Origin of the sequence: Candidatus Arthromitus sp. SFB-mouse-Japan (genome assembly GCF_000270205.1) — a bacterium.
In the GTDB taxonomy this organism is placed as follows: domain Bacteria; phylum Bacillota; class Clostridia; order Clostridiales; family Clostridiaceae; genus Dwaynesavagella.
Genome location: NC_015913.1, coordinates 1,412,296 through 1,433,689, shown reverse-complemented (window position 1 = coordinate 1,433,689; position 21,394 = coordinate 1,412,296). Strand labels below are relative to the sequence as shown.

Below are 21,394 nucleotides of genomic sequence, written 5' to 3'. Positions count from 1 at the left end.
TAAAAAATTTTTGATGTTACGATAATAGGAATAAAAGTGATTATTTAGAGAAATAGATAATTTATTTTCGTTATTCATGCGTTTTCAAGGAGGGAGAAATTAGTGAGTAGGGATACAGATAACGTTAAAAATGATAAAAATTTTAAAAAGAAACTTATTAAATCATTAGGAATCGCAACGACTCTCGCTACGATGACGAGTATTGGAATTTCAGAACTTCCCCTTAAGGAGGTTCAAGCACTTAAATTTAAACTTCCAAGTTTTAAAAAACCCAGTCTTAAAAATCCTGTTAAGAAACCTACTTCAACTTCAAAACCTTCAAGTGGATCAAGTAGTTCAAGCAGTTCGACGCTGAAACCTGTAGGAGGGTCAAGTACTTCAAGTAAACCAGGTGGTACAACATCAACGAATAAACCTGTAGGAGGGTCAAGTACTTCAAGTAAACCAAGTGGTACAACGTCAAAACCTTCAAGTGGATCAAGTAGTTCAAGTTCTGGAAATATTATTACATCAAATAAGGGATCATCAACTTCTTCTAGCTCGTCTTCTAGTGGAACTGGTAATAAAGTTACTAGTAATAATAAACCTGTTACGAATACTTCTACAGGAAGTACTAATAAGCCATCAAATACCGTTACAGCACCTAGTAAACCGACATCAAACACAGGTAGTAGTACGAGCACGACAAAAAAACCAACTAATAATACATCAAATAGTACAAGTAAACCATCGAATGGTGAAAATGGAGGTTTTGGAAGTAATAAAACAGATACTTCGGCATCTAGTAATTCAAATACAGGATCAAATTCAACTAATAAACCGAGTACAGGATCAAATTCAAGTTCAACTAATAAGCCAAGTAGTGGGAATACTTCTTCTAATAGTTCAAGTACTAATAAGCCAAATTCTAGCAATTCAAGTAGCAATAAACCGAGTTCTGATAGTCCATCAAGCTCTAATAAACCAAATTCCAGTAATTCAAGTAGCAATAAACCAAGTTCTGATAGTTCATCAAGCTCTAATAAACCGAGTTCTAATGATACAGGTAACAAAAAACCATCTTCTGGAGAGTCAAGCTCAAGCAATAAAAAACCTGGTACTGATGAAAAACCAGGTTTAGATCAGAGTTTGAAACCAACTACTACAGATAAAATTCAAATAGGTTCAAGTATTGCTGGGAATCTTATGAGTGCAGGATTTATGGTATCTAGTGTAGTTAGTGCTATACAAACTGCAGAAAGTATGAAACTTCAAGAAAAGCTTCAGGCTGAGTCTATAGCTGCCCAGGAGAAAATGCAGCAAAAACAAATGGATCATGAGAAGGAAATGTTAAGAGCTCAAGAAGCGATGAATAGTTTATCACAAGGAGGTTCTGAGCAAACAGATGCAGATGGATATTATGATGAAGATGGTAACTATCATTTTAATGATGGATCAGGATATTTAGATAAAGATGGTAATTTTCATTTAGCAGATGGATCAGGATATTATGATAAAGATATGAATTTCTATTATTCAGATGGATCAGGATATTTAGATAAAGATGGTAATTATTTCCTTTCAGATGGATCAGGATATTATGACAAAGATGGTAATTTTTATCCTTCAGATGGATCTGGAGTTTATGATAAAGATGGTAATTTTACTCCTTCCGAAGATGGTGGAAATAATATTGACGAAGATGAGATTGTTGATGAAAGATTTGAAGATGCAGTTTTACTTGAAAAAAATGAAGATAGTAAAAGAAGAAGTACTTATGCTATGTATTATGAGGATGTAGATTACGATAATAATGATATTACTAAATTTGAGACAGGTGTATCTGAGGCTAGAACGCTTAAAAATAAAGACAGATTTGAAAAATTTATTGATGAAGGAATTCTTACTTATAGGCAACTTCAAGCTATTAAAGAAAATATCGAGGGAGGTAGGATGAATTTCTTCATGATCGAGTATATGTATGAGCAAGATATATTAACTTTAGATCAATCGAATGCTGCGTTAGAGATGCTTGAGTATTTCCAAAGTAATGGAAGTTTTAAATAAAATGGTTTGAGGATTATTTATAAGTCCAAGGAGGGTTAGAAGAATTATGGATTCAAATGATAAAAAACAGAATCAAGTTAATGTTGATTTTAATTCATCAAGGAAGAAATTTTTAAATAGAGTAGCTATGGCTACAGCACTAGTTGGTGTTACTGGTATAGCAGGTCATCAGATAGGAACTGCGAAGAAAGCATCTGCGATGATGAAGATTCCAAATAAGTTTACATCGCCAATTAAGGCACCTACTTTTGTAGGTAGTAATGGATTTAAAAGACCTGTAAGTGGAGCTATAAATAGTTTTAAGCCAAGTACTGGAGTGTCTTCAGTAGTTAAGCCAAATACTGGAGTGTCCTCAACAGTTAAGCCAAATAATGTAGTTAAACCTAGTAATACTACTACAACAACAAAACCAACTACAGGTTCTACAGGTATAAAACCAGGGAATACTACTAATTTAATTAATAGATTTGAGTCAGGAAATACATCAAGTACAGGTAGTGGTGTAAAAGCACCGACTAAACCAAATACTGGAAGTACTGTGACAGCACCAACTAAACCAAATACTGGAAGTACTGTGACAGCACCAACTAAGCCAAATGCTGGAAGTACTGTGACAGCACCAACTAAACCAACATCAAATAATAATACTACTACACAAAAACCTAGTACAGGTACTACAAGTGGAAGTAGTACAGGAATAAAACCAGGGAATACTTCTAATTTAACTAGTAAATTTGAAAATAATGGTAGTAGTACGAGCACGCAAAAACCTAGTACAGGTACTACAAGTGGAAGTAGTACAAGCGGTACAGGAATAAAACCAGGGAATACTTCTAATTTAACTAGTAAATTTGAAAATAATGGTAGTAAAAAACCAACAACTGGGACTAGTTCAAGTGCAGGAAGTTCGTCATCATTAAAGCCAAATACAAGCACTTCAAGCGGAAGCTCACAAAATAAACCTAATGGACCTACTTCTTCGAATCAAAATGGATTAAAGCCAAATACTAGCTCTGGATCAAGTTCTCAAAAACAACCTGTTGTAACTCAAACAGGAAGTGGAAATAAAGGTCAAGGAAGTACAACTAATGCAAGTACAACTGGAAATAAAGGTCAAGGAAGTACAACAAATGGAGCAGGTACGCAAAATGGAACTAGTGGAAGCTTAAAACCAACTGGAGGAAATAACGGATCAGGAAGTGGTACAGCTAGTTCAAATGGAAATGCAAGTATAAAGTCAAAGGCTCCAAGTACTAAATCAGCTTCTTTAAAAACTAGTGGTGATGCAGATGTAAATACAAATAGAGTTGGAAATGTTAATATGCAACCAAGTAGCTCAAGTGGTGGTAAAACGGGTAAACTTATGACTGCAATTGGTCTTGTAAGTACTGTTGCATTTTTAGGTACAGCCATAGCTGGTATAATTCAAGGACAACAGAGTATGGAAATGCAAGTTAAGCTTCAACAAGAAGCTATAAAAGCTCAGGAAGAATTAATGAAAAATCAACAAACACAAGAATATGAGAAATTGGCAGCTCAATTAGGTGGTAAATATGACCCTGAGGCTGGAGTTATAATACTTCCAGATGGAAGTAAATTACATGTTATAACTGGAATAGTTACTCATCCAGATGGAAGCTGGACTGATCAAAATGGTAATTTACATCTACCAGATGGAAGTGGAGTTATTAAGCCAGATGGATCTATTGATATAAATGGCGTAGGTACTATAGATAAGGATGGTAATTTGGTTTTAGAAGATGGATCAGGATATTTTGATAAGGATGGTAACTTTGTGTCATCAGGAAGTATGAATCAAATAGTTGGAATGGCCACAGGTGCTGGATATGGAGGAATGTATACAGATACTAAATTTGGAGGTAAGTCTGTAATCGCACAGAGTGAGAACTATGGATATAAGGCATATAGTAGAGATGAATATGATAGAGCACAAGAGAAAGCGGTATCTCATAAAAGTGTTACAGATGGTATATTTACTGCAAGGGAATATGATGCTGTAGTTAACTTAATTATATCTTCAAAGCTTAACAAATCTATGGTTGAAAAGATGGGACAAGATGGAGCGTTTACAAGTGCTCAAATAGAAGTTATAAATCAACTATTAGATACTTTTAATTCAAGTGGTAAACTTTAATATTTAAGGATTTGATATTCAAGGAGGATGAAAAAATGGGAAATGTTAATGTATCCACAAAGGCTGATCAAAGTAAAAGAAAGGGTATTTTAAAGAAGGCTGCATTACTTGCAACTGTTGCTAGTATCACTAGCGCAGCTGCTATAGGTAACCAAAAACCAAAAGAGTCTGAGGCTTTAATAGGAGCTATAATTGGTATTGTATCTACAGTTATAGGTGTTGCTACTGGAATTGGACAGACTGCTGCAGATATTGTGTCTCAACAGAAGGCAGCAGAAGAAGCAAGAAGAGCAGAGGAAGAGGCAAGAAGACAGGCAGAAGAGCAAGCAAGACAAGAAAGGATGAGAGAGCAGCTTGAAACATCTGCTGAACACAATGTTAGATTAGCAGAACAAGAGGTTAGTGACTCTAAAGAGATAAATATATCTATTGCCGATAACTCATCACTTCAAGAGAGTCAGGCATTGGGTCATGCAATGAGATCTAAGGGAGGTTTGCAGAAGCCAAGCTCACCACCTAAAGGGATAAATGTTGGAGGATTCGGAGCAAGTGACGAAGTAGAAGAGAATGATGAAATTCAAAATATAGTAGAAGAAGATGCTTCAGATGAATATGTTGAGGAAATAGTTGATGATTTTGTAGAGGAAATTCATGATGAAGTGGTTGAAGAGTCATTACAAGAATCATTTGATGTTGATAATTCAGTTGACGAATCATATGAGTCCAATGAAGATGAGGTAGTAGAGACTAAAAAAACAGAAACTATTACTAAGAAAATTAATTTAAATAAGAACAGTTTAATTCAAAGTAATAAGAAGAGTCCAACAAAGGTAGAAACGAATGTAAGTAATAATGGAATAAGTATAGATATAGGAAATTCTTTAGATGATGAGGATGATTCACCTTCTAATGTTATAAGGTTTGATATAAATGAAAAAGAAGATGATGACGGAATTATTTATGAGGAAATTTTAATAAACTCAGGAACTAATAAAAATAAATATGACGGAGTTGAAGTAGGAGTAAGCGATGATATGCTTATGTCAACAGAAGATGCCGAAAACCATCATTTAGTTAAGGATGGATATTTGAGTGCTGAAGATTTAATACTTCTTGATTTTGCTATAAGAAGTGGAGCTATAACAGGAGAGATTCTTGATATTATGTACGATAATGGGGATATAAGTGACGAATATTATGGTGCTGGTTTAAGTTTAATAGAAGAAATAGCTCAAAGATAGAGTAATTTTACTCTATCTTTTAATTTTGTTTTTTTGCATAAAAAAATGGGTTGAACTTTTTGAGTCCAACCCATTTTTTATTGTTCTAGAAGGTCTAAATAATCTCCGAGAGTCATAGTAGTTATTTCTCCTTCATATGGCACATATTCACCAGTTTCCTCATCGTATTTTAAGAATGAATCTGTATCCATATCGTATAATAATTCGTTACCATCTGTATCGAAATATACTTCAGTTTGAAGATATTCTTTAAGTGGCATTGATAATACTTCTCCTGTGTATTCTATAAATTCTTCTGATTCAGGATCTTCTGGATTAAGTTCGTAGAATTTATCATCATCTGGATTATAAATAAGCTCTTGTCCATTTTCACCTAAGTAAATCATTTCTTCCTCTGTAGAATTAACGTCTTCATTTGTAGTACTGTCTTCTTTTGATGAAGTTCCTGAGTTTGTGTTTCCTGAGCTTGTATTTCCTGAATTCACATTATTATCTGGATTTGAGGTTTCAGAATCTGTGTTTTCAGAGTCTATATCATCAGAAGGTGTTTCTTCTTTATCTGTTGTATCACTAGGTGTCTCTGTATCTTCATTTATATCATCATCTTTATCTTCTAGTTCTTTAGCTAATTCATTTAATGTATCTATAAGATCAGGAAGTTGAATTTTAAATTCTTGTATAGAACTAAGAAGTGAAGTTAACTTTGGTTTTAATTCATCAAGTAATATATTTAATGTTATTTGGTTTTTATAGTCGCTTTGAACTATATTTGAATATTGTTCAGATAATATTTTGAATGTGTCATTAAATACTGTTATAGTTGGCACTAATGAAAAAATTGTTGAAGGTAGTTCTTCTTCTACTGCTTCTTTTAGTTCTGATAATGTTATTGAAATTTCATTTAATAATAGGTTACAGCTATTTTGATCTGCATAAGGAGAAATAGGAGAATTTGATGTATTTAATATTTGAGTTAATTTGCTAATTTCCCCATTATTTACATCCAAATAATTATTTAAGTTGTTATTTATAGGTGTGATTTGTCTAAGCGGATTAAGTTCTGGAAAAGTTTCTTTGAATTCCTCTATAAATCCTATTGAATGTGATGCTGATAAAGCTAGTTCTGCTATTTCTTCTACTGTTAAATCTTTATTAGAGTTTAGCATTTGCATTAAAGTAGTATTTTGTGAAGAATTGGAATCTCCATTTGATGATGAACTACTACTTGAATTTGATGATGAACTACTACTTGAATTTGATGATGAACTGTTATTTGAACTTGATGAATTAGTAGTAGAAGATGCATCATCTTCAGTATTTTCGTTTGTATTGTTTGTAGTTTTTTCATTTGAAGAATTATTCACTACAACTGGTCTAGATGTACGACTAGCTTTTGCAGAATTTATATTTATATGACTAACTGCACAGTTTGATATAAAAGATGCCATTAATATACCATATAATAATTTTAAATTTCTTTTCATAGGTACCTCCGAAAATATATAAAACTTACCAATTCCAAAAATTAAAATATACATATTAATTATCGAAAAAAACAGTTAAATTTTAATATTTATATAAAAATCACTATATTTTTTAATAACAATTTTTTAAAAAAAATATAGAATTTTATGAATAATTTTATCGAAAATTATTTTTGTAAATTTGAGATTAAAGATTATTATACGTATTTTTGATTGTACGAATAATAAACTGGGTATTTATAGGTAGTTAGAACTATTTTTAAAAGTAATACATATAATTTTATAAAGATTAGCTATAGTTAAAATTTAATTTTTGAGGTGCACCAATATATGAAGAGTATTTGTGAATTTAACGTAGGAGATTTTATAGAGATACATCATATTGATCTTTTGAAGTATCAAAAAGAGAGGATACTTTCCATGGGATTTACAAAAGGAACCGTCATAGAAGTATTAAGATTTGGTTATAAAAGAGGACTTGTATTATTTGATGTCAGGGGTATAATGGTTGCTCTTAGAGATGAAGAATCTAAATTTATTTATGGAATAAAAGTTTAGGGGGGTTTATGGGACTTACTAATATATCTTCGAAGAAGGAATTTATGAAAGATATTTTTAACACAGATAATGAATCAAGAAGTATTGTATGTTTAGTTGGAAATCCAAATACGGGGAAAAGTAGTATATTTAATTCTTTAACAGGTATGCATCAACATACGGGGAATTGGTCGGGTAAAACTGTTGTAAATGCATATGGAGAATATATTCATGCGGGAAATGAGTATGGTATTATAGATCTTCCAGGTATATATTCAATACTTTCGTATTCTCAAGAAGAAGAAGTTGCTCGTGAATTTATATGTTTTGGGAAATATGATGTTTTAGTTTTAGTCTGTGATATGACTTCTCTTGAGAGGAACTTAAATATATTTTTTCAAATGCTTGAAATTAATAATAGGATAATCATATGTTTAAATCTCTATGATGAGGCAAAAAAGAAGGATATACATGTAGATGTTGATAAGATGGAAAAAATGCTCGGAGTTCCAATTGTAATAACATCTACGAAAGAGAATATAGGACTTGATAAACTTAAAGATAGGATAAATGATGTTATAAAAGGAAAGTATACTTTTAAAACTTTAGATACAGAATATGATGATGAAGTTGAGAATAATGTTAGCGAAATTTTAGATAAAATGGATGATTCTATAAATTTTTTAAATAAAAGGTGGATTGCTCTTAGACTTATAGATAGCGATATTAGTTTTTTTGAATTTATGTATAAATATTTGAATGAAAATGATATAGATTATATAGAAAATTTTAAAAGCAATTTTGATAGCTATAAAGTAGAGGAAAATAGAGAGAGAATAATTGGTAGTGTATACAAAAGATGCAAGAAAGTAAAGGAAAAGTGTGTAAAAGAATTAGGAGATAAGTATACAAGGGATAGAAAAATTGATGATATAGTAACCTCAAAGAAATATGGTATCCCTATAATGTTTATACTTTTAGGATTGGTATTATTTATAACAATTAGTTTATCAAATGTTCCATCCTCTTTATTATCGAGTATGTTTAATTTTTTAGAAGGTAAATTATCTATATTTATTATGAATTTAGGATTTCCGATATGGATACATGACATGTTAGTTTATGGACTTTTTAGAGTGACTGGATGGGTTATATCTGTAATGTTACCTCCTATGGCAATATTTTTTCCTATGTTTACTTTTTTAGAAGATTTAGGGTACTTACCTAGAGTTGCATTTAATATGGATCATTTATTTAAAAAATCGGGATGTCATGGAAAACAATGTTTGACTATGTGTATGGGATTTGGATGTAATTGTGCAGGTATTATTGGGACTAGAATAATAGAATCCAAGAGAGAGAGATTAATAGCTATAATTACAAATAATTTTGTACCATGTAATGGAAGATTCCCTACCATGATAGTATTATCCACAATATTTTTTTCATCTACAACGAGTTTATTTTTTAACTCTATAATTACTACATTGGTTGTAACTATTATCGTTCTTATAGGAATTGGTGTTACTTTTTTAGTATCTTATATTTTATCTAAGACATTATTAAAAGGTGAACCATCATCATTTACATTGGAACTTCCACCATACAGGAGGCCTAGGATAAGAACTATATTATACACCTCACTAATTGATAGGACAATTTTTGTATTAGGTAGAGCTATAATGATTGCAGCGCCATTTGGGATTATAATATGGATACTTGCAAATATTTTTATAAATGACGTAAGTATAATAAACCATATAATAAATTTTCTTAATCCTTTAGGTAAATTAATAGGTCTTGATGGAGCGATATTGTCATCATTCTTTTTAGGAATACCAGCAAATGAAATTGTTATGCCTATTTTACTTATGAGTTATTTGTCTACGGGATCTTTAATTGATTTTGAAACAGCAAATTCTCTTGGAATGATTTTAAGAGATAATGGGTGGACTATAATAACAGCGATAAATATGATGTTATTTTCTCTTTTGCATTTTCCTTGTTCTACTGCTTTATGGACTATAAAGAAGGAAACTGGTAGTAATAAGTGGACATTTTTGGCTTTTTTAATTCCAACTTGTGTAGCATTTATAGTTTGTTTTTTTGTGAATATATTTTTTAATATTATTTTTAAAGTGTTGTAGCGTTTACAACATTTTTATTTTTATATAATATTATCCTGCATTTTTAATATAATTAAGGGGTTATTTTAAAATTATTTGGTAATAATAAGAGAGAAAGGAGTATACTATGGGGAAATTAAAAGAAATACTTAAAAAAGTTAAAGATTTTATAGAAAAGCTTTCTTCTAAAACAAAAAAGATAATAATTACTGCATTTATAATTTTAGTTTTGTTCCTTTCTTTTTTCTTAGTGTACTCTAATGTTACTAAGTATGGACTTTTATATTCAGATTTGGATCCTGCAGATAGCAAGTATATACATGAACAATTAGTAGATATGGGTTTAGATGTTAAAATAAGAGGGAAGTCGATTTATGTATTAAGAGATAGGGTTGATGAATTAAGACTTACTTTTTCTCCAGAGTTGAAAGGTGGTAGTAAAGGATTTGAACTTTTAGATAAGAGCAGCGGATTTGGATATACAGATGAGGAATTTTTAATACAAAAACAGAGAATTGTACAAGGAGAACTTGAGAGAACCATAAGAAATTTTTCTCAGGTTAAAGACTCACGAGTTCATATTTCGCCATCTAAGACTAGTGTTTTTATGACTGAGAAAGATCCTGCTAAAGCATCTGTTTATTTAAAGTTAAATCCTGGAGAATCTTTATCAAGAGAGCAAGTTAAATCCATAATTCACCTAGTATCAGCAGCTTGGAATAATTTACCTTTTGAGAATGTAGAGGTAGTAGATGCAAGGATGAATTTATTATCTTTAGGAATATATGATGGAAGTAATGAAGTGAATTTTACAGGGAATTTAGATACTCAAATGAATTTAGAGAGGAAATTTGAACATGAACTTGAGAGTAGAATTTTATCTATAATTGAGCCAGTACTTGGATATGATAAGGTTAGAGTTCGTGTTAATGCAGAATTAGATTTTGATTCAAAAAAGAAAACTGAAATAATAGTAGATGATAATAAGGTTCCTATAAGTGAACATCTCATAAAAGAAAATAATGGGACTTCTTCAAACGCTGGAGGTGGACCTATTGATAATAATATGTCAAATGTTGAAGAAGATAATTCTTCTGATAGGTCAAGTAGAGAAGAGAGTATAACCAATTATGAACTTTCTAAACAGGAATCGACTATTATATATGCTCCAGGCGAGATAAAAAGGATTACAGCATCTTTTGTATATGATGGAAATATAACTCAAGATATGAGAGATAATATAGAGAGCTTAATTAATGGAGTTATTGGTTTTAATGCTGAAAGAGGGGATTCAATTTCAGTAGTTGGAATGGAATTTAATGGACTTAAACAAGAAATTTCTCAGATAAAGAGAAGAAGTATTGTTCCTATAATAGTTTCAGTTGTTGCATTAATAGTCATTTTATTTTTAATAAAGATATTTAAGAAGAATAAGGATTCAGTGCCTGCATCCAAAAATGAGAATTTACCACAATCGATTTCAGATGCTAAAGAGATGATACAACAAAATGTTGAAGAAAATATTAAGAAAAATGGTATAGAAGATACAAATCCAGAGAATAAAATGCTTGAAGATGCTATTAAGAATTATGCAATAAATAAACCAAGCCAAGTAGTTGAAATTATAAAATCTTGGATGATGGAAGATACAAGATAATAGGGAGGTATGTATAGATGATAAATTCTATTAGTGGATTTAATAATTTTAATAAAGAAATTTTAACCGTAGGTAGTAGTAGACCAAATGTGTTTTCTGAAATGTTAAACAATTATATAAATAGTTTGGATAGTTATCAAAAGAGAGCTGATAATAGTGTTGTGTCTTTTATAAAAGGGGATGAGAGTGAAGTTCATAATGTTATGATAGCTATGCAAGAAGCTAGACTTACACTTCAGACAGCTATTGAAATTAGGAATAAAATGGTAGAAGCTTATCAAGAATTATCCAAGATACAGATATAATTGACAATGTGATTAATTTAGATATATAATGGATTTGTAATTGAATATTTGCTAGGGGTGCTTTAAGCTGAGAGATGGTATGAGATATATTGTCAACCCTTAAACCTGAACTGGATAATGCCAGCGTAGGAAAGCGTTAATATACGAATAATGTGTGGCTATGTTCAGTATTGAGCATAGTCATTTTTTTATGATTATTATTATGGGAGATGACTTGAAAATGTATTTTCTAGTTTTGATTTTGATAATTATATTTATATTGATTTATGCATTTGAATTAAGAAGGAGTAAGTTTGATACAAGAACATTAATTACCATAGGAGTTTTTTCAGCTCTTGGATATGTACTTAATTTGTTTAAATTTATAAGGATGCCTCAGGGTGGATCTATTACATTTTTTTCAATGCTTCCTGTTATGATGATTACGTTCATACGTGGTAGATGTGTTGGACTTACATCAGGATTTTTATTGGGGGTGTTAAAAACATTTGATGGATTGGTTATTGTTAATCCACTTCAATTTATTTTAGATTATTTATTATCTAATATGTGTTTAGGTTTTTCGAATATTTTTGGAAATAAAAATAGGATAATGATATTTTTAGGAAGTTTATTTAGTGGAATTTTATGTGTTATGTTTAATGTTGTGTCAGGAGTTTTATTTTTTAGTGAATTTGCACCAGAAGGATGTAATGTCTGGATATATTCTCTTGTATATAATTTTTCGAGCATTGGGATTGAAGTATTATTAACATCTATAGTTATGTCATGTATGCCTTTAAATAGAATAATAAAGAGTTTAAACAAAGAAGCGTAGAAATATTCTACGCTTCTTTGTTATTTTGAGCTTGAGTTTTGACATCCAAGTACATTTTCAATTTTAGAGAGAACTACTTTTTTAACTCCATCTTTTGCAGCTCCTAAATATTTTCTAGGATCAAATTCAGAAGGAGTGTCTCCAAATACTTTTCTTACATTTGCAGTCATAGCAAGTCTTAAATCAGTATCCATATTTATTTTACAAACAGCCATAGATGATGCACGTCTAAGCATATCAACAGGTATACCCACGGCATCTTTAATTTTTCCGCCATAATTATTGCAAGTTTGTACACTCTCTGAATCAACAGCGGATGCACCATGTAATACTATAGGGAAACCAGGTAACTTTTTTTGGATTTCTTCAAGAATTTCAAATTTAAGAGAAGGTTTGAAATCTTTAGGGAACTTAAATGCACCGTGTGATGTTCCTATAGCTATAGCTAATGAGTCGCAGTTTGTTTGTTTAACAAATTCTACAGCTTCATCTGGATTTGTGTATATATGACTATCTGCAACTACATCATCCTCAACTCCAGCAAGTACACCAAGCTCAGCTTCTACAGATACACCTTTAGAGTGTGCATATTCAACAACTTTTTTAGTAAGATTTATATTTTCTTCGAAACTATGATGAGAACCATCTATCATAACTGAAGTAAATCCTGCATCGATACATTTCTTACAAGTTTCAAAATCAGGACCATGGTCTAAGTGAAGAGCAATATCTAAACCGCTCTCATTAGCAGCTGTTTTAACAAGTGATATTAAATATTCTATACCAGCATATTTTATTGCTCCAGTAGAACACTGTAGTATAACAGCTGAATTTTTCTCTTTACATGCTTCAATAATACCTTGTATAGATTCTAGGTTATTTATATTGAAAGCACCTATTGCATAACCGCCTTCATAGGCTTTTTTAAACATTTCTTTAGTTGTAACTAATGGCATATAATCACTCCCTAATAAAAATTACTATAACTTTGTATATGAAATTATCTACTTATTTATTATAATATCAAAATAGAAAAAATCCAAATTTTATTGATAAGTAAAAATTTTATCATACAATATTATTACAAAATTAAATAATATTATTTAAAAAATCGTTAATATTTTTATAATATATTTCTAATCTTAGGAATCTGTGAATCATATATGTGTTCGATATAAAATTTTAGGATTTCAATTTTTGATAAACAAATATCCCTATTTTTCATTGCCATATTTGTAGAAATATCTTTAATTGATAATAAGACTTCGTGTAAATCGTTTTTATTTGAAAATAATGAGAAACACTCTAGTTCTTTTTTATGCATTAGTTCAAATTCACTAAATAAACTTATCGAAGAATCCCAGTCATCGTTTTCTAGAGATATTTTGATAACATCAAGTTTTTTATTTATCTGGTACGTTGATTGCTTAACATACAAAAATGAAAAGATTATAAGTAATATAAGTAAGGTATATGATCCATATACTGATATATTTTTTATATTAAATTTCATACTGCATTTTCCTTTTCAAACTATTATTTTGTTTCTAATTGGTATTTAAATGTACCATTAGAGTCTGTATATGCATAGAGTACATCTTTTGGAGATTTTATTTTATTTTCTTTAAGTTGTTTCATAAGCCAGTCATTATTTCTATTTATGTATTTAAGTCCTTCCTTCACAATTTCTCCATCTATTATTATGGAGGTTGGGAGATATACTTTTTCATTTTCATTATTTTTTGGTATAACTGCTATTTTTCCACTACGTTCTAGTATAGCAAAACCTATTTTAGATAGATCATAATTTCCACCAGATCTTAAGTCTTCTAATACGTCATTTATTGTTAGTTTTTCATTTTTCAAATTTTCTTTGATAAATTTGCCATCTTTGACTAAAATAACAGATTTACCACCAAATAATTTTCTGAGTTTTATATTTTTAAGTTGAATTTGAGAAATAATAAATTCAATAAATAATATTGTGAAAATACAAATAATCCCATACAAAAGAGGAATTGATACATCCTCGAGAGGAAGGGTTGCAAGTTCTGCAATCATTATGGAAACGACAAATTCATAGGGTTCTAATTGTGCTATATATCTTTTTCCCATCATCTTCATTGTAAAAAACATTACGACAAAAATTATTATAGTTCGCGATAGTACTATAAGCATCTTTAGGTTTATCCTCCGTATATTTAAATTATTAATCTAAATTAGTATTGTCTTAAATAAGATTATTATGTAAGTATATAAACAAATCTATATATAGGATTTATTATTGGGTTATGTATCACATTTATATAATAGGGTAAATATAATACTTTAGATTCAAAGAGTGTTAAAGGATTATTTAGGCTTATGTCTTATAAAAGTGCCGTAGATATTTATCATAATGATTTGGTGAATTTGTTAAAAATGCTTGATATTTATGTGATAAATTATAGGAATTTAGTATCAACTTTGAATGATATTAATTTAAATATTTTGATATCTAAGAGGAAAAAGAGGAGAGCTATAAAGCAAGTTGAGGAACTGGGATGTATAATAGATGCGTTGCTTGAATCCATATGTAAAGCTCAACAATGTTATTTGCGATATGTAAAGATGAAATGCGATGTTTTGTGTGAAATTATAAATTGGGATTTTATAAAACTTGAGATTGAACAGGAACTATTACTTAATTTGGATACTGATTTTAAGCATAAATTTTTAAGTATATATTCACCTAAAGATAATTCAGTATCATTGATTAAATCTGAAAATAATTTATAGATGTCTTCTATATAAAAAATTTTAAAAATAGGAATCTTTTTATTTAGCTGAGATTCCTATTTATTTTATGATAAATTATATTTAAATTACTTGATTTACTATTTTTAATTAGATTAGTACGGAGTGATTTTGTTGGAGAAACTTAATTTAGTTTATTTTAGGAATATTTTGAATAAAAAAATTTATGATGAGTTTGGGGATATTTTAGGAAAATTAAAAGATATTTATATTTCAACTGAGAAGGGATATCCTTTATCTATAGGATATAAAGTTTTAAGGGATGGAGAGGACTTTTATTATGAGTTTAAACAGATAAAATTCTATAGATATAAACGCAATATTATAATAAAAGTATTGGGGGTTTTTAACATAATACCTCAGAGTTATAAGTACAGACTTTCTAAAGAAATATTAAATAAACAAATTATAGATATAAATGGTAAAAAAGTTGTTAAAATAATAGATGTTCATATAGCAAGTATAGGAAATGAGCTTAGAGTTGTTGCCATTGAGAGTGGGGTTACAACTTTTTTAAGGAAGTATAATATAAAATATGTTCCAAAATTTATTAAAAAACTTACAAATAAAATATTTAAGAATCTTGAAGATACGGTTATAAAGTGGGAAGATATGGAATCAATTCAGTTTATTGAAAATGGTTTACTTATATCAGTACCGCAGTCTAAACTTTCTAAAATGCATCCAGCTGATATTGTTGAAATTCTTGAGGATTTAGATGATAATGATAGAAAAAAATTATTTGAGAGTTTTAATGATAATTTAGCTAGTGAGATACTAGAAGAGATGGAAGATTTAGATATGAGAATTGATATAATAAAAAATTTAAGTGACTCTAAGGTTATAAGTATACTTAATTATATTCCAAACTATGAGCTTGTTGATATTTTAGAGAAAGTTGATGAATCTTTAAAGGAAAGAATACTTATAAATTTGGAAAAAAGTGATATCGATGATATAAGAAATATAATGTCTTATGCTGAAAATAAGGTTGGAAGTATAATGAATACTGAGTTTATAGGCTTTAATATAAATTTAAAACTTGGTGAGATAATTGATATTATAAGGAATACCAAAGTTAGAGAAGAGTATTTATATAGTATCTATATACTTGATGAAAATAATATTTTAAAAGGAGTAGTTGATTTTAAGTCGCTAATATTTGTAGATAAAAATGTTAATGTATTTGAAATAATGAATAAAGAATTTATATATGTATATGATGATTATGATTTAGAACTAGCTGTAGAAGTTTTTTTAAAATATAATTTAGTTACTGTTCCTGTCATAGATAATTCTGGAAAATTAAGGGGATCATTATTTATACATGATATATTAACGAAAGAATTTTTAAGGATTTAGGTTGATTATAAATAAAATGGATAATGAATTAAGAAAAACACTTATAGATTATATGAATTCTTTAGATATTTTGTATGGTTTTACTGAGTGTAGAAAGTTTATAGAATTATATGATTATTTAAAAATTAAAAGTGATAGGAGATATTTAACAGAGTTTGAGAGTTTGGATATAGAAGATAGAATAAACCCTTTTTTATATTTAGAAAATGGGGAAACAATAATTTCCATTGCTGTACCGTATTACAGAGAGAATTCATCTTATAATCAAATGTTTTCTAAATATACTCAAGGTGAAGATTACCATAAGGTAGTTTTGTCGTATTTGGAAAAGATATCTCATTTTATAGAATTAAGTGGATATGAATATAGATTATTTTGTGATACTAATAATTTACCTGAGAGGTATATAGCGTATTTATGTGGTATTGGTCATATTGGTAGAAATAGTATGGTTTATACAAGTAAATATGGATCTTATGTTTTTTTAGGAGAAATTATAACAAATGCGAAGTTAAGTATGAAAAATTCATGTGAATACTATGAAAAAAAATTTAATGATATAGGATTATTTGAAAAATGTGGTATATGTAATAAGTGCTTACATAGATGTCCAAATAAAGTGTTGTTTGATAAAAATTTTAGATGTTGTGTATCTAATTTAACACAGCAGAAGAAATTAGGACTCCATGATATAGAGGGTTTAAATGGTATGATTTTTGGTTGTGATATATGTCAGGATAAGTGTCCTAAAAATAAGAATGTAGAGTATTCTAGTATAGATAGATTCGATGCTTTAGAGTTTATTAAGAATATAAGTGATGAAGATATTGTAAATATGAATAATAGTTTTTTTAAAAAAAACTTTAAAAAAGTTGCTTGTTCATGGAGGGGTAAAAAGATTTTGCAGAGGAACTCTTTGATTAAAAATAGATATAATAAAGATTTTTTGTGCAGATTATCTCTCGAGAATAATGATGAATTAAATAATTATAAGAATTTATTTTTAGATAATAATTTTGAGGAATAGGTAATGAAGAAGATATCTTTAATGAAAATTTTGATAAATATAATATTATTTTCAGAGAAAATAATACCAGATAGTATTATGAAGAAAATAGTAAATTTTGGTGTGGATGTATACATAAACAAATATGCAAAATTGAAAATTATAGGTAAAGATAAACTTAGAGAAATAAAACAACCTGTTATTTTTATTTGCAATCATTTGAGTAATGCAGATGGACTTATATTAAATAAAGTATTAAAAGATCAGGATGTAACCTTTATAATGGGAGTTAAGTTAACGCAAGATCCGATGACAAATTTAGGATGTAAGATAGTTAAAAATATACAAATAACTCCTTCTTCTCCTGATAAAAATGCAATTTCTAATTTAGTAAAACATGTTAAAAGCGGAAATAATATTTTAATTTTTCCAGAGGGTACACGTAGTCGTGATGGGAAAATGATAAAAGCTAAAAAAGGTATATATTTAATAGCGAAATTGTGTAAGGTTCCAATTATCCCCATTGCTATTTATGGAAGTGAAAAATTTATGCCAATAGATAAAGATGGTAATATGAATAATGAGACTTTCAATAATGCCGATGTATATGTTAGTATTGGGGACAAAGTAGATATTCCAGAGAAAATTAAAAGTGAAACTAAGGAAGAGTTTGAAGGGAGATTTATAAATACATTGATGCATAAGATAGCAATTATGCTTCCTAGAGAGTATAGAGGGGTATATGAAGAAGAAGTTTAAGATTATAGTAGATAAATTGATTGAGAGTTATCCTGATGCTAGGTGTGAACTTGAATATAAGAGTCCATTTCAATTACTTATAGCTACGGTTTTATCCGCTCAAACTACAGATAAAAAAGTAAATGAGGTGACAAAGAATTTATTTATAGAATATCCAAGATTGGAAGACTTTTTAAAATTAGACGAGAAGGAGCTTCAAGACAAGATAAAATCTATTGGATTATATAGGATGAAGAGTAAAAATATTATAAATTTATGTAGGATTTTAGAGGAAAGATTCGATAGCGAAGTTCCCAGAACTAGAGATGAATTGATAACTTTACCTGGTGTAGGGCGTAAAACTGCAAATGTTGTTATATCTAACTGTTTTGGTGTACAAGCTTTTGCAGTTGATGTACATGTATTTAGAGTGTCTAATAGAATAGGTATAGCTAATTCACCGACTCCAGAGAAAACCGAGTTAGATCTTATGAAAAATATTGATGAAAATTTATGGACAATTTGCCATCATACTATTATTTTTCATGGAAGGAGATGCTGTACATCTAGGAAGCCAAATTGTGGAGAATGTAAAATAAGTGAATATTGTAAATATTATAAACAAAATAATTAGGGAGAGTATGGATGAGTAAAAAACTTAAATTAGGTGTTCTATATGGAGGGATATCATCTGAGCGTGAAGTTTCTATAAATACAGGGAAACAAATAATTTATGCATTAAATAAGGAAAAGTATGATGTTGAAGGGATATTGTTAAATAATAAAGAGGATGTGTTTAAATGTAAGGGATTTGATTTTGTATTTATTGCTTTACATGGAGAATTTGGTGAAGATGGACAAGTTCAGAGTATTTTAGATGCTATGGGGATTAGATATAATGGATCTGACTTTTTAACTAGTTCACTATGTATGAATAAATATTTAGTTAAGAAAGTATTGAGTGATTATGATATACCTATGGCAAAGGGAATTATTGTAGATAGGGATTATGATTTATTAAATATTGATTTAAATTTTCCAGTTATTATTAAACCAAATATTGGAGGATCTAGTGTTGGGGTAGTTATTTGTAAAACTAAAGATAAATTATTTGAAAATGTAAAGGAGTCCTTTTTATATGATGATCATCTGTTAATTGAAGAATTTATAGGAGGACAGGAAATAACTTGTGGAATATTAAATGGGGAGTCGCTTCCAATACTTAAAATAGTTCCTAGGAATAATGATTTTTTTAATTATAAGTCTAAGTATGATAATACAACTATTGAGGAACCTATAGATTTACCTGTTGAGTTAGATAATAAGATTAAGGAAATTTCAAAAAAATGTCACAGTGTTTTGAATTGTAGGGTTTATTCGAGAGTAGATTTCATATTGAGAGATGGAATTCCATATTTTCTTGAAATTAATACATTACCTGGAATGACTGAAGGAAGTCTTTTTCCTAAAATAGCTAGGCTTATAGGATTAGATTTCAAATCATTATTAGATAATATAATAGAAAATTCTAATAATAAATATATTTAATACAAATCATTTAATGGTTTGTATTTTTTATAGTATTATAATTTAATTTGTGATATCATTCTAACATATTTGTAAATTAATTTAAGATCTAGGAGTATAAGGATGTATAAAATACTAAAAACATATAAAAATTTACGATTAGAAAAAAGTATCTCATCGGTTATATTTACTATTTTGATTATTTTAAGTATTGTTTTTCCTATTAGTTTTGTAAATTATAGGATTTCAAGTCTTGTTAACAGTTGGGAAGGTAAGGTTTATAGTGGTGTAACAATTAATAATGTAGATGTAAGTGGATTAAGTAGATCGGCTCTTAAAGATTTTTTGGTAGAAAAATTTTCTGGTAGTATAACTAACGATATTGTTGAATTTAGATTAAATGGAAAAGGAATAGATATACAGAGTAATGAATTAGGTATAACTTATGATTATGATAGAGCTATAGATGAAGCATTTAGTTTTTCAGATGGATTAACTTATACTCAAAAAGTAAATCAAATCTTGAATCCTCAAAAGATTAAAGATATTAAGTTGAATGAAATATTTGATATTTCTGATTATCAAGTGGAGAGTTTGTATAACAAATTATCAAATAGGTTTAATGTAGATCCCATTAATGCAGAGATATCTATAGTAGATGGACAACCTGTTATCGTTAAGGAAAGTTATAGTAGTATTGAAATTGATAAGGAATCACTTATAAGTATGATAAGTGATACAGATCCATCATCGGCTTTTCAAAATGGTATGAATTTAAGTGCGAAAAGTCTAAACTCCAAATATACATCTGATATTCTTGGTAAAATAAATGGAAAACTTTCATCTTATTCCACATCATATAAAAGTTCATCTTCTGAGAGGGCAACTAATGTTGAACTTTCTGCGAGCTTTATAAATGGAACTATACTTATGCCAGGAGAAAGTTTTAGTTTTAATAGAATAGTTGGACAAAGAACTAGAGAGAGAGGATTTAAGGATGCGGCTATAATAGTTGGCAATGTTTATGAATCTGGTTTAGGTGGAGGCATTTGTCAAACATCTAGCACTCTTCATCAAGCTGTTGTTAGAGCAGGTATAATACCTACTCAGAGGAGAAATCATTCTCTTCCTACGTCTTATATGCCTCTTGGATTTGATGCTGCTGTTGCTTGGGGAAGCCTTGATTATGTATTTAAAAATACATATAGTTTTCCAATCTTAATTGATATATCAACAGAAGGAAGAAATCTTACTGTATCTATATATGGAGATGTAACAGCTGTAGATAAGACATATTCAACTGTTGCTGAAACTCAGGAGTCAATTCCTTATTCTACTAAATACGTTAATGATAATACATTAGCTAAAGGAACTCAAGTTGTTCAAAAAAATGGAGTTAATGGAAGTAAAGTTAAAGTATATCTTGTTTCTAAGGATAAGAAGACTGGTAAAGTTATAGAGAAGAAACATGTCTGGAATGATTACTATGCTCCGCAGGATAAAGTTGTTAGAGTTGGAACAAAATAGATTTAATATTGATTTAAAGAGGATTATATTTGTAAATATAATCCTCTATTTTTACGGAAGGAAGTAGAAA

19 protein-coding genes and 1 riboswitch are annotated in these 21,394 nt (G+C 29.1%); of the genes, 15 read left to right on the top strand and 4 right to left on the bottom strand.

Annotated elements, in window-relative coordinates:
- Positions 1-102 precede the first annotated feature (102 nt).
- The 3 genes from SFBM_RS06810 to SFBM_RS06800 are packed head-to-tail and all read left to right on the top strand — an operon-like array spanning position 103 to position 5,442.
- Complete coding sequence (locus SFBM_RS06810; RefSeq protein ID WP_014018061.1) at positions 103-2,046, top strand: hypothetical protein; 1,944 nt, start codon at positions 103-105, stop codon at positions 2,044-2,046.
- Between the two features lie 46 nt (positions 2,047-2,092).
- Positions 2,093-4,201: a hypothetical protein gene (locus tag SFBM_RS06805; RefSeq protein ID WP_014018060.1), complete on the top strand. Its 2,109-nt coding sequence runs from the start codon at positions 2,093-2,095 to the stop codon at positions 4,199-4,201.
- A 35-nt stretch (positions 4,202-4,236) separates the two neighbouring features.
- Positions 4,237-5,442 carry a hypothetical protein gene (locus SFBM_RS06800; protein ID WP_014018059.1) on the top strand — a complete coding sequence of 402 codons (1,206 nt, stop codon included), beginning with the start codon at positions 4,237-4,239 and terminating at the stop codon, positions 5,440-5,442.
- A gap of 77 nt (positions 5,443-5,519) precedes the next feature.
- Here the strand turns inward: SFBM_RS06800 and SFBM_RS06795 are convergent, their stop codons facing one another.
- Entirely contained in the window at positions 5,520-6,926 is a 1,407-nt protein-coding gene (locus tag SFBM_RS06795; RefSeq protein ID WP_007442640.1) for a hypothetical protein, read from the bottom strand.
- Between the two features lie 330 nt (positions 6,927-7,256).
- Here SFBM_RS06795 and SFBM_RS06790 point away from each other — a divergent pair, with 330 nt between their 5' ends.
- From SFBM_RS06790 to thiT, 5 genes are all read left to right on the top strand, one after another.
- On the top strand, positions 7,257-7,484 hold the full coding sequence (locus SFBM_RS06790) for a FeoA family protein (RefSeq protein ID WP_005805291.1): 228 nt from the start codon (positions 7,257-7,259) through the stop codon (positions 7,482-7,484).
- A gap of 8 nt (positions 7,485-7,492) precedes the next feature.
- A complete protein-coding gene (gene feoB / locus SFBM_RS06785) occupies positions 7,493-9,610 on the top strand; it encodes a ferrous iron transport protein B (RefSeq protein WP_005805293.1) in 2,118 nt (705 codons plus the stop codon).
- Positions 9,611-9,716: 106 nt separating this feature from the next.
- A complete protein-coding gene (gene fliF / locus SFBM_RS06780; protein WP_005805294.1) occupies positions 9,717-11,246 on the top strand; it encodes a flagellar basal-body MS-ring/collar protein FliF in 1,530 nt (509 codons plus the stop codon).
- A gap of 17 nt (positions 11,247-11,263) precedes the next feature.
- Positions 11,264-11,551, top strand: a complete 288-nt coding sequence (fliE, locus tag SFBM_RS06775; RefSeq protein ID WP_005805296.1) for a flagellar hook-basal body complex protein FliE — start codon at positions 11,264-11,266, stop codon at positions 11,549-11,551.
- Positions 11,552-11,594: 43 nt separating this feature from the next.
- A riboswitch (TPP riboswitch) is annotated at positions 11,595-11,700 on the top strand.
- A gap of 71 nt (positions 11,701-11,771) precedes the next feature.
- Positions 11,772-12,368 carry an energy-coupled thiamine transporter ThiT gene (thiT, locus tag SFBM_RS06770; protein WP_007440642.1) on the top strand — a complete coding sequence of 199 codons (597 nt, stop codon included), beginning with the start codon at positions 11,772-11,774 and terminating at the stop codon, positions 12,366-12,368.
- Between the two features lie 20 nt (positions 12,369-12,388).
- Here the strand turns inward: thiT and fba are convergent, their stop codons facing one another.
- The 3 genes from fba to SFBM_RS06755 all read right to left on the bottom strand — a co-directional run bounded on the left by fba (position 12,389) and on the right by SFBM_RS06755 (position 14,546).
- On the bottom strand, positions 12,389-13,324 hold the full coding sequence (gene fba, locus SFBM_RS06765) for a class II fructose-1,6-bisphosphate aldolase (RefSeq protein WP_005805299.1): 936 nt from the start codon (positions 13,322-13,324) through the stop codon (positions 12,389-12,391).
- Positions 13,325-13,491: 167 nt separating this feature from the next.
- Positions 13,492-13,881, bottom strand: a complete 390-nt coding sequence (locus SFBM_RS06760; RefSeq protein WP_005805301.1) for a DUF4363 family protein — start codon at positions 13,879-13,881, stop codon at positions 13,492-13,494.
- A 23-nt stretch (positions 13,882-13,904) separates the two neighbouring features.
- Positions 13,905-14,546 carry a DUF421 domain-containing protein gene (locus SFBM_RS06755; RefSeq protein WP_005805303.1) on the bottom strand — a complete coding sequence of 214 codons (642 nt, stop codon included), beginning with the start codon at positions 14,544-14,546 and terminating at the stop codon, positions 13,905-13,907.
- A 186-nt stretch (positions 14,547-14,732) separates the two neighbouring features.
- On the opposite strand from SFBM_RS06755, the gene SFBM_RS06750 reads away from it, so the two are divergent.
- The 7 genes from SFBM_RS06750 (at position 14,733) to SFBM_RS06720 (ending at position 21,324) form a co-directional block, all read left to right on the top strand.
- Positions 14,733-15,146 carry a hypothetical protein gene (locus tag SFBM_RS06750; protein WP_005805305.1) on the top strand — a complete coding sequence of 138 codons (414 nt, stop codon included), beginning with the start codon at positions 14,733-14,735 and terminating at the stop codon, positions 15,144-15,146.
- Between the two features lie 123 nt (positions 15,147-15,269).
- A complete protein-coding gene (locus SFBM_RS06745) occupies positions 15,270-16,526 on the top strand; it encodes a magnesium transporter MgtE N-terminal domain-containing protein (protein ID WP_050979190.1) in 1,257 nt (418 codons plus the stop codon).
- 16 nt (positions 16,527-16,542) lie between these two features.
- Complete coding sequence (locus SFBM_RS06740; RefSeq protein ID WP_041568933.1) at positions 16,543-17,553, top strand: epoxyqueuosine reductase; 1,011 nt, start codon at positions 16,543-16,545, stop codon at positions 17,551-17,553.
- A gap of 3 nt (positions 17,554-17,556) precedes the next feature.
- Complete coding sequence (locus SFBM_RS06735; protein WP_007440289.1) at positions 17,557-18,291, top strand: lysophospholipid acyltransferase family protein; 735 nt, start codon at positions 17,557-17,559, stop codon at positions 18,289-18,291.
- On the top strand, positions 18,275-18,904 hold the full coding sequence (gene nth / locus SFBM_RS06730; protein WP_005805312.1) for an endonuclease III: 630 nt from the start codon (positions 18,275-18,277) through the stop codon (positions 18,902-18,904). Before SFBM_RS06735 ends, nth begins: the two co-directional genes overlap by 17 nt.
- A gap of 11 nt (positions 18,905-18,915) precedes the next feature.
- Complete coding sequence (locus SFBM_RS06725) at positions 18,916-19,818, top strand: D-alanine--D-alanine ligase (protein ID WP_005805314.1); 903 nt, start codon at positions 18,916-18,918, stop codon at positions 19,816-19,818.
- A 102-nt stretch (positions 19,819-19,920) separates the two neighbouring features.
- The gene (locus SFBM_RS06720) at positions 19,921-21,324 is read left to right on the top strand and encodes a VanW family protein (protein WP_005805315.1); all 1,404 of its coding nucleotides are present in this window, start codon (positions 19,921-19,923) and stop codon (positions 21,322-21,324) included.
- The last annotated feature ends 70 nt before the right edge of the window (positions 21,325-21,394 follow it).

Bases quoted from the DNA above. Each gene is read 5' to 3' on its own strand.
- SFBM_RS06805 (WP_014018060.1), top strand. From the start codon at position 2,093: ATGGATTCAAATGATAAAAAACAGAATCAAGTTAATGTTGATTTTAAT.
- SFBM_RS06800 (WP_014018059.1), top strand. From the start codon at position 4,237: ATGGGAAATGTTAATGTATCCACAAAGGCTGATCAAAGTAAAAGAAAG.
- SFBM_RS06795 (WP_007442640.1), bottom strand. From the start codon at position 6,926: ATGAAAAGAAATTTAAAATTATTATATGGTATATTAATGGCATCTTTT.
- SFBM_RS06790 (WP_005805291.1), top strand. From the start codon at position 7,257: ATGAAGAGTATTTGTGAATTTAACGTAGGAGATTTTATAGAGATACAT.
- feoB (WP_005805293.1), top strand. From the start codon at position 7,493: ATGGGACTTACTAATATATCTTCGAAGAAGGAATTTATGAAAGATATT.
- fliF (WP_005805294.1), top strand. From the start codon at position 9,717: ATGGGGAAATTAAAAGAAATACTTAAAAAAGTTAAAGATTTTATAGAA.
- fliE (WP_005805296.1), top strand. From the start codon at position 11,264: ATGATAAATTCTATTAGTGGATTTAATAATTTTAATAAAGAAATTTTA.
- thiT (WP_007440642.1), top strand. From the start codon at position 11,772: ATGTATTTTCTAGTTTTGATTTTGATAATTATATTTATATTGATTTAT.
- fba (WP_005805299.1), bottom strand. From the start codon at position 13,324: ATGCCATTAGTTACAACTAAAGAAATGTTTAAAAAAGCCTATGAAGGC.
- SFBM_RS06760 (WP_005805301.1), bottom strand. From the start codon at position 13,881: ATGAAATTTAATATAAAAAATATATCAGTATATGGATCATATACCTTA.
- SFBM_RS06755 (WP_005805303.1), bottom strand. From the start codon at position 14,546: ATGCTTATAGTACTATCGCGAACTATAATAATTTTTGTCGTAATGTTT.
- SFBM_RS06750 (WP_005805305.1), top strand. From the start codon at position 14,733: ATGTCTTATAAAAGTGCCGTAGATATTTATCATAATGATTTGGTGAAT.
- SFBM_RS06740 (WP_041568933.1), top strand. From the start codon at position 16,543: ATGGATAATGAATTAAGAAAAACACTTATAGATTATATGAATTCTTTA.
- SFBM_RS06735 (WP_007440289.1), top strand. From the start codon at position 17,557: ATGAAGAAGATATCTTTAATGAAAATTTTGATAAATATAATATTATTT.
- nth (WP_005805312.1), top strand. From the start codon at position 18,275: ATGAAGAAGAAGTTTAAGATTATAGTAGATAAATTGATTGAGAGTTAT.
- SFBM_RS06725 (WP_005805314.1), top strand. From the start codon at position 18,916: ATGAGTAAAAAACTTAAATTAGGTGTTCTATATGGAGGGATATCATCT.
- SFBM_RS06720 (WP_005805315.1), top strand. From the start codon at position 19,921: ATGTATAAAATACTAAAAACATATAAAAATTTACGATTAGAAAAAAGT.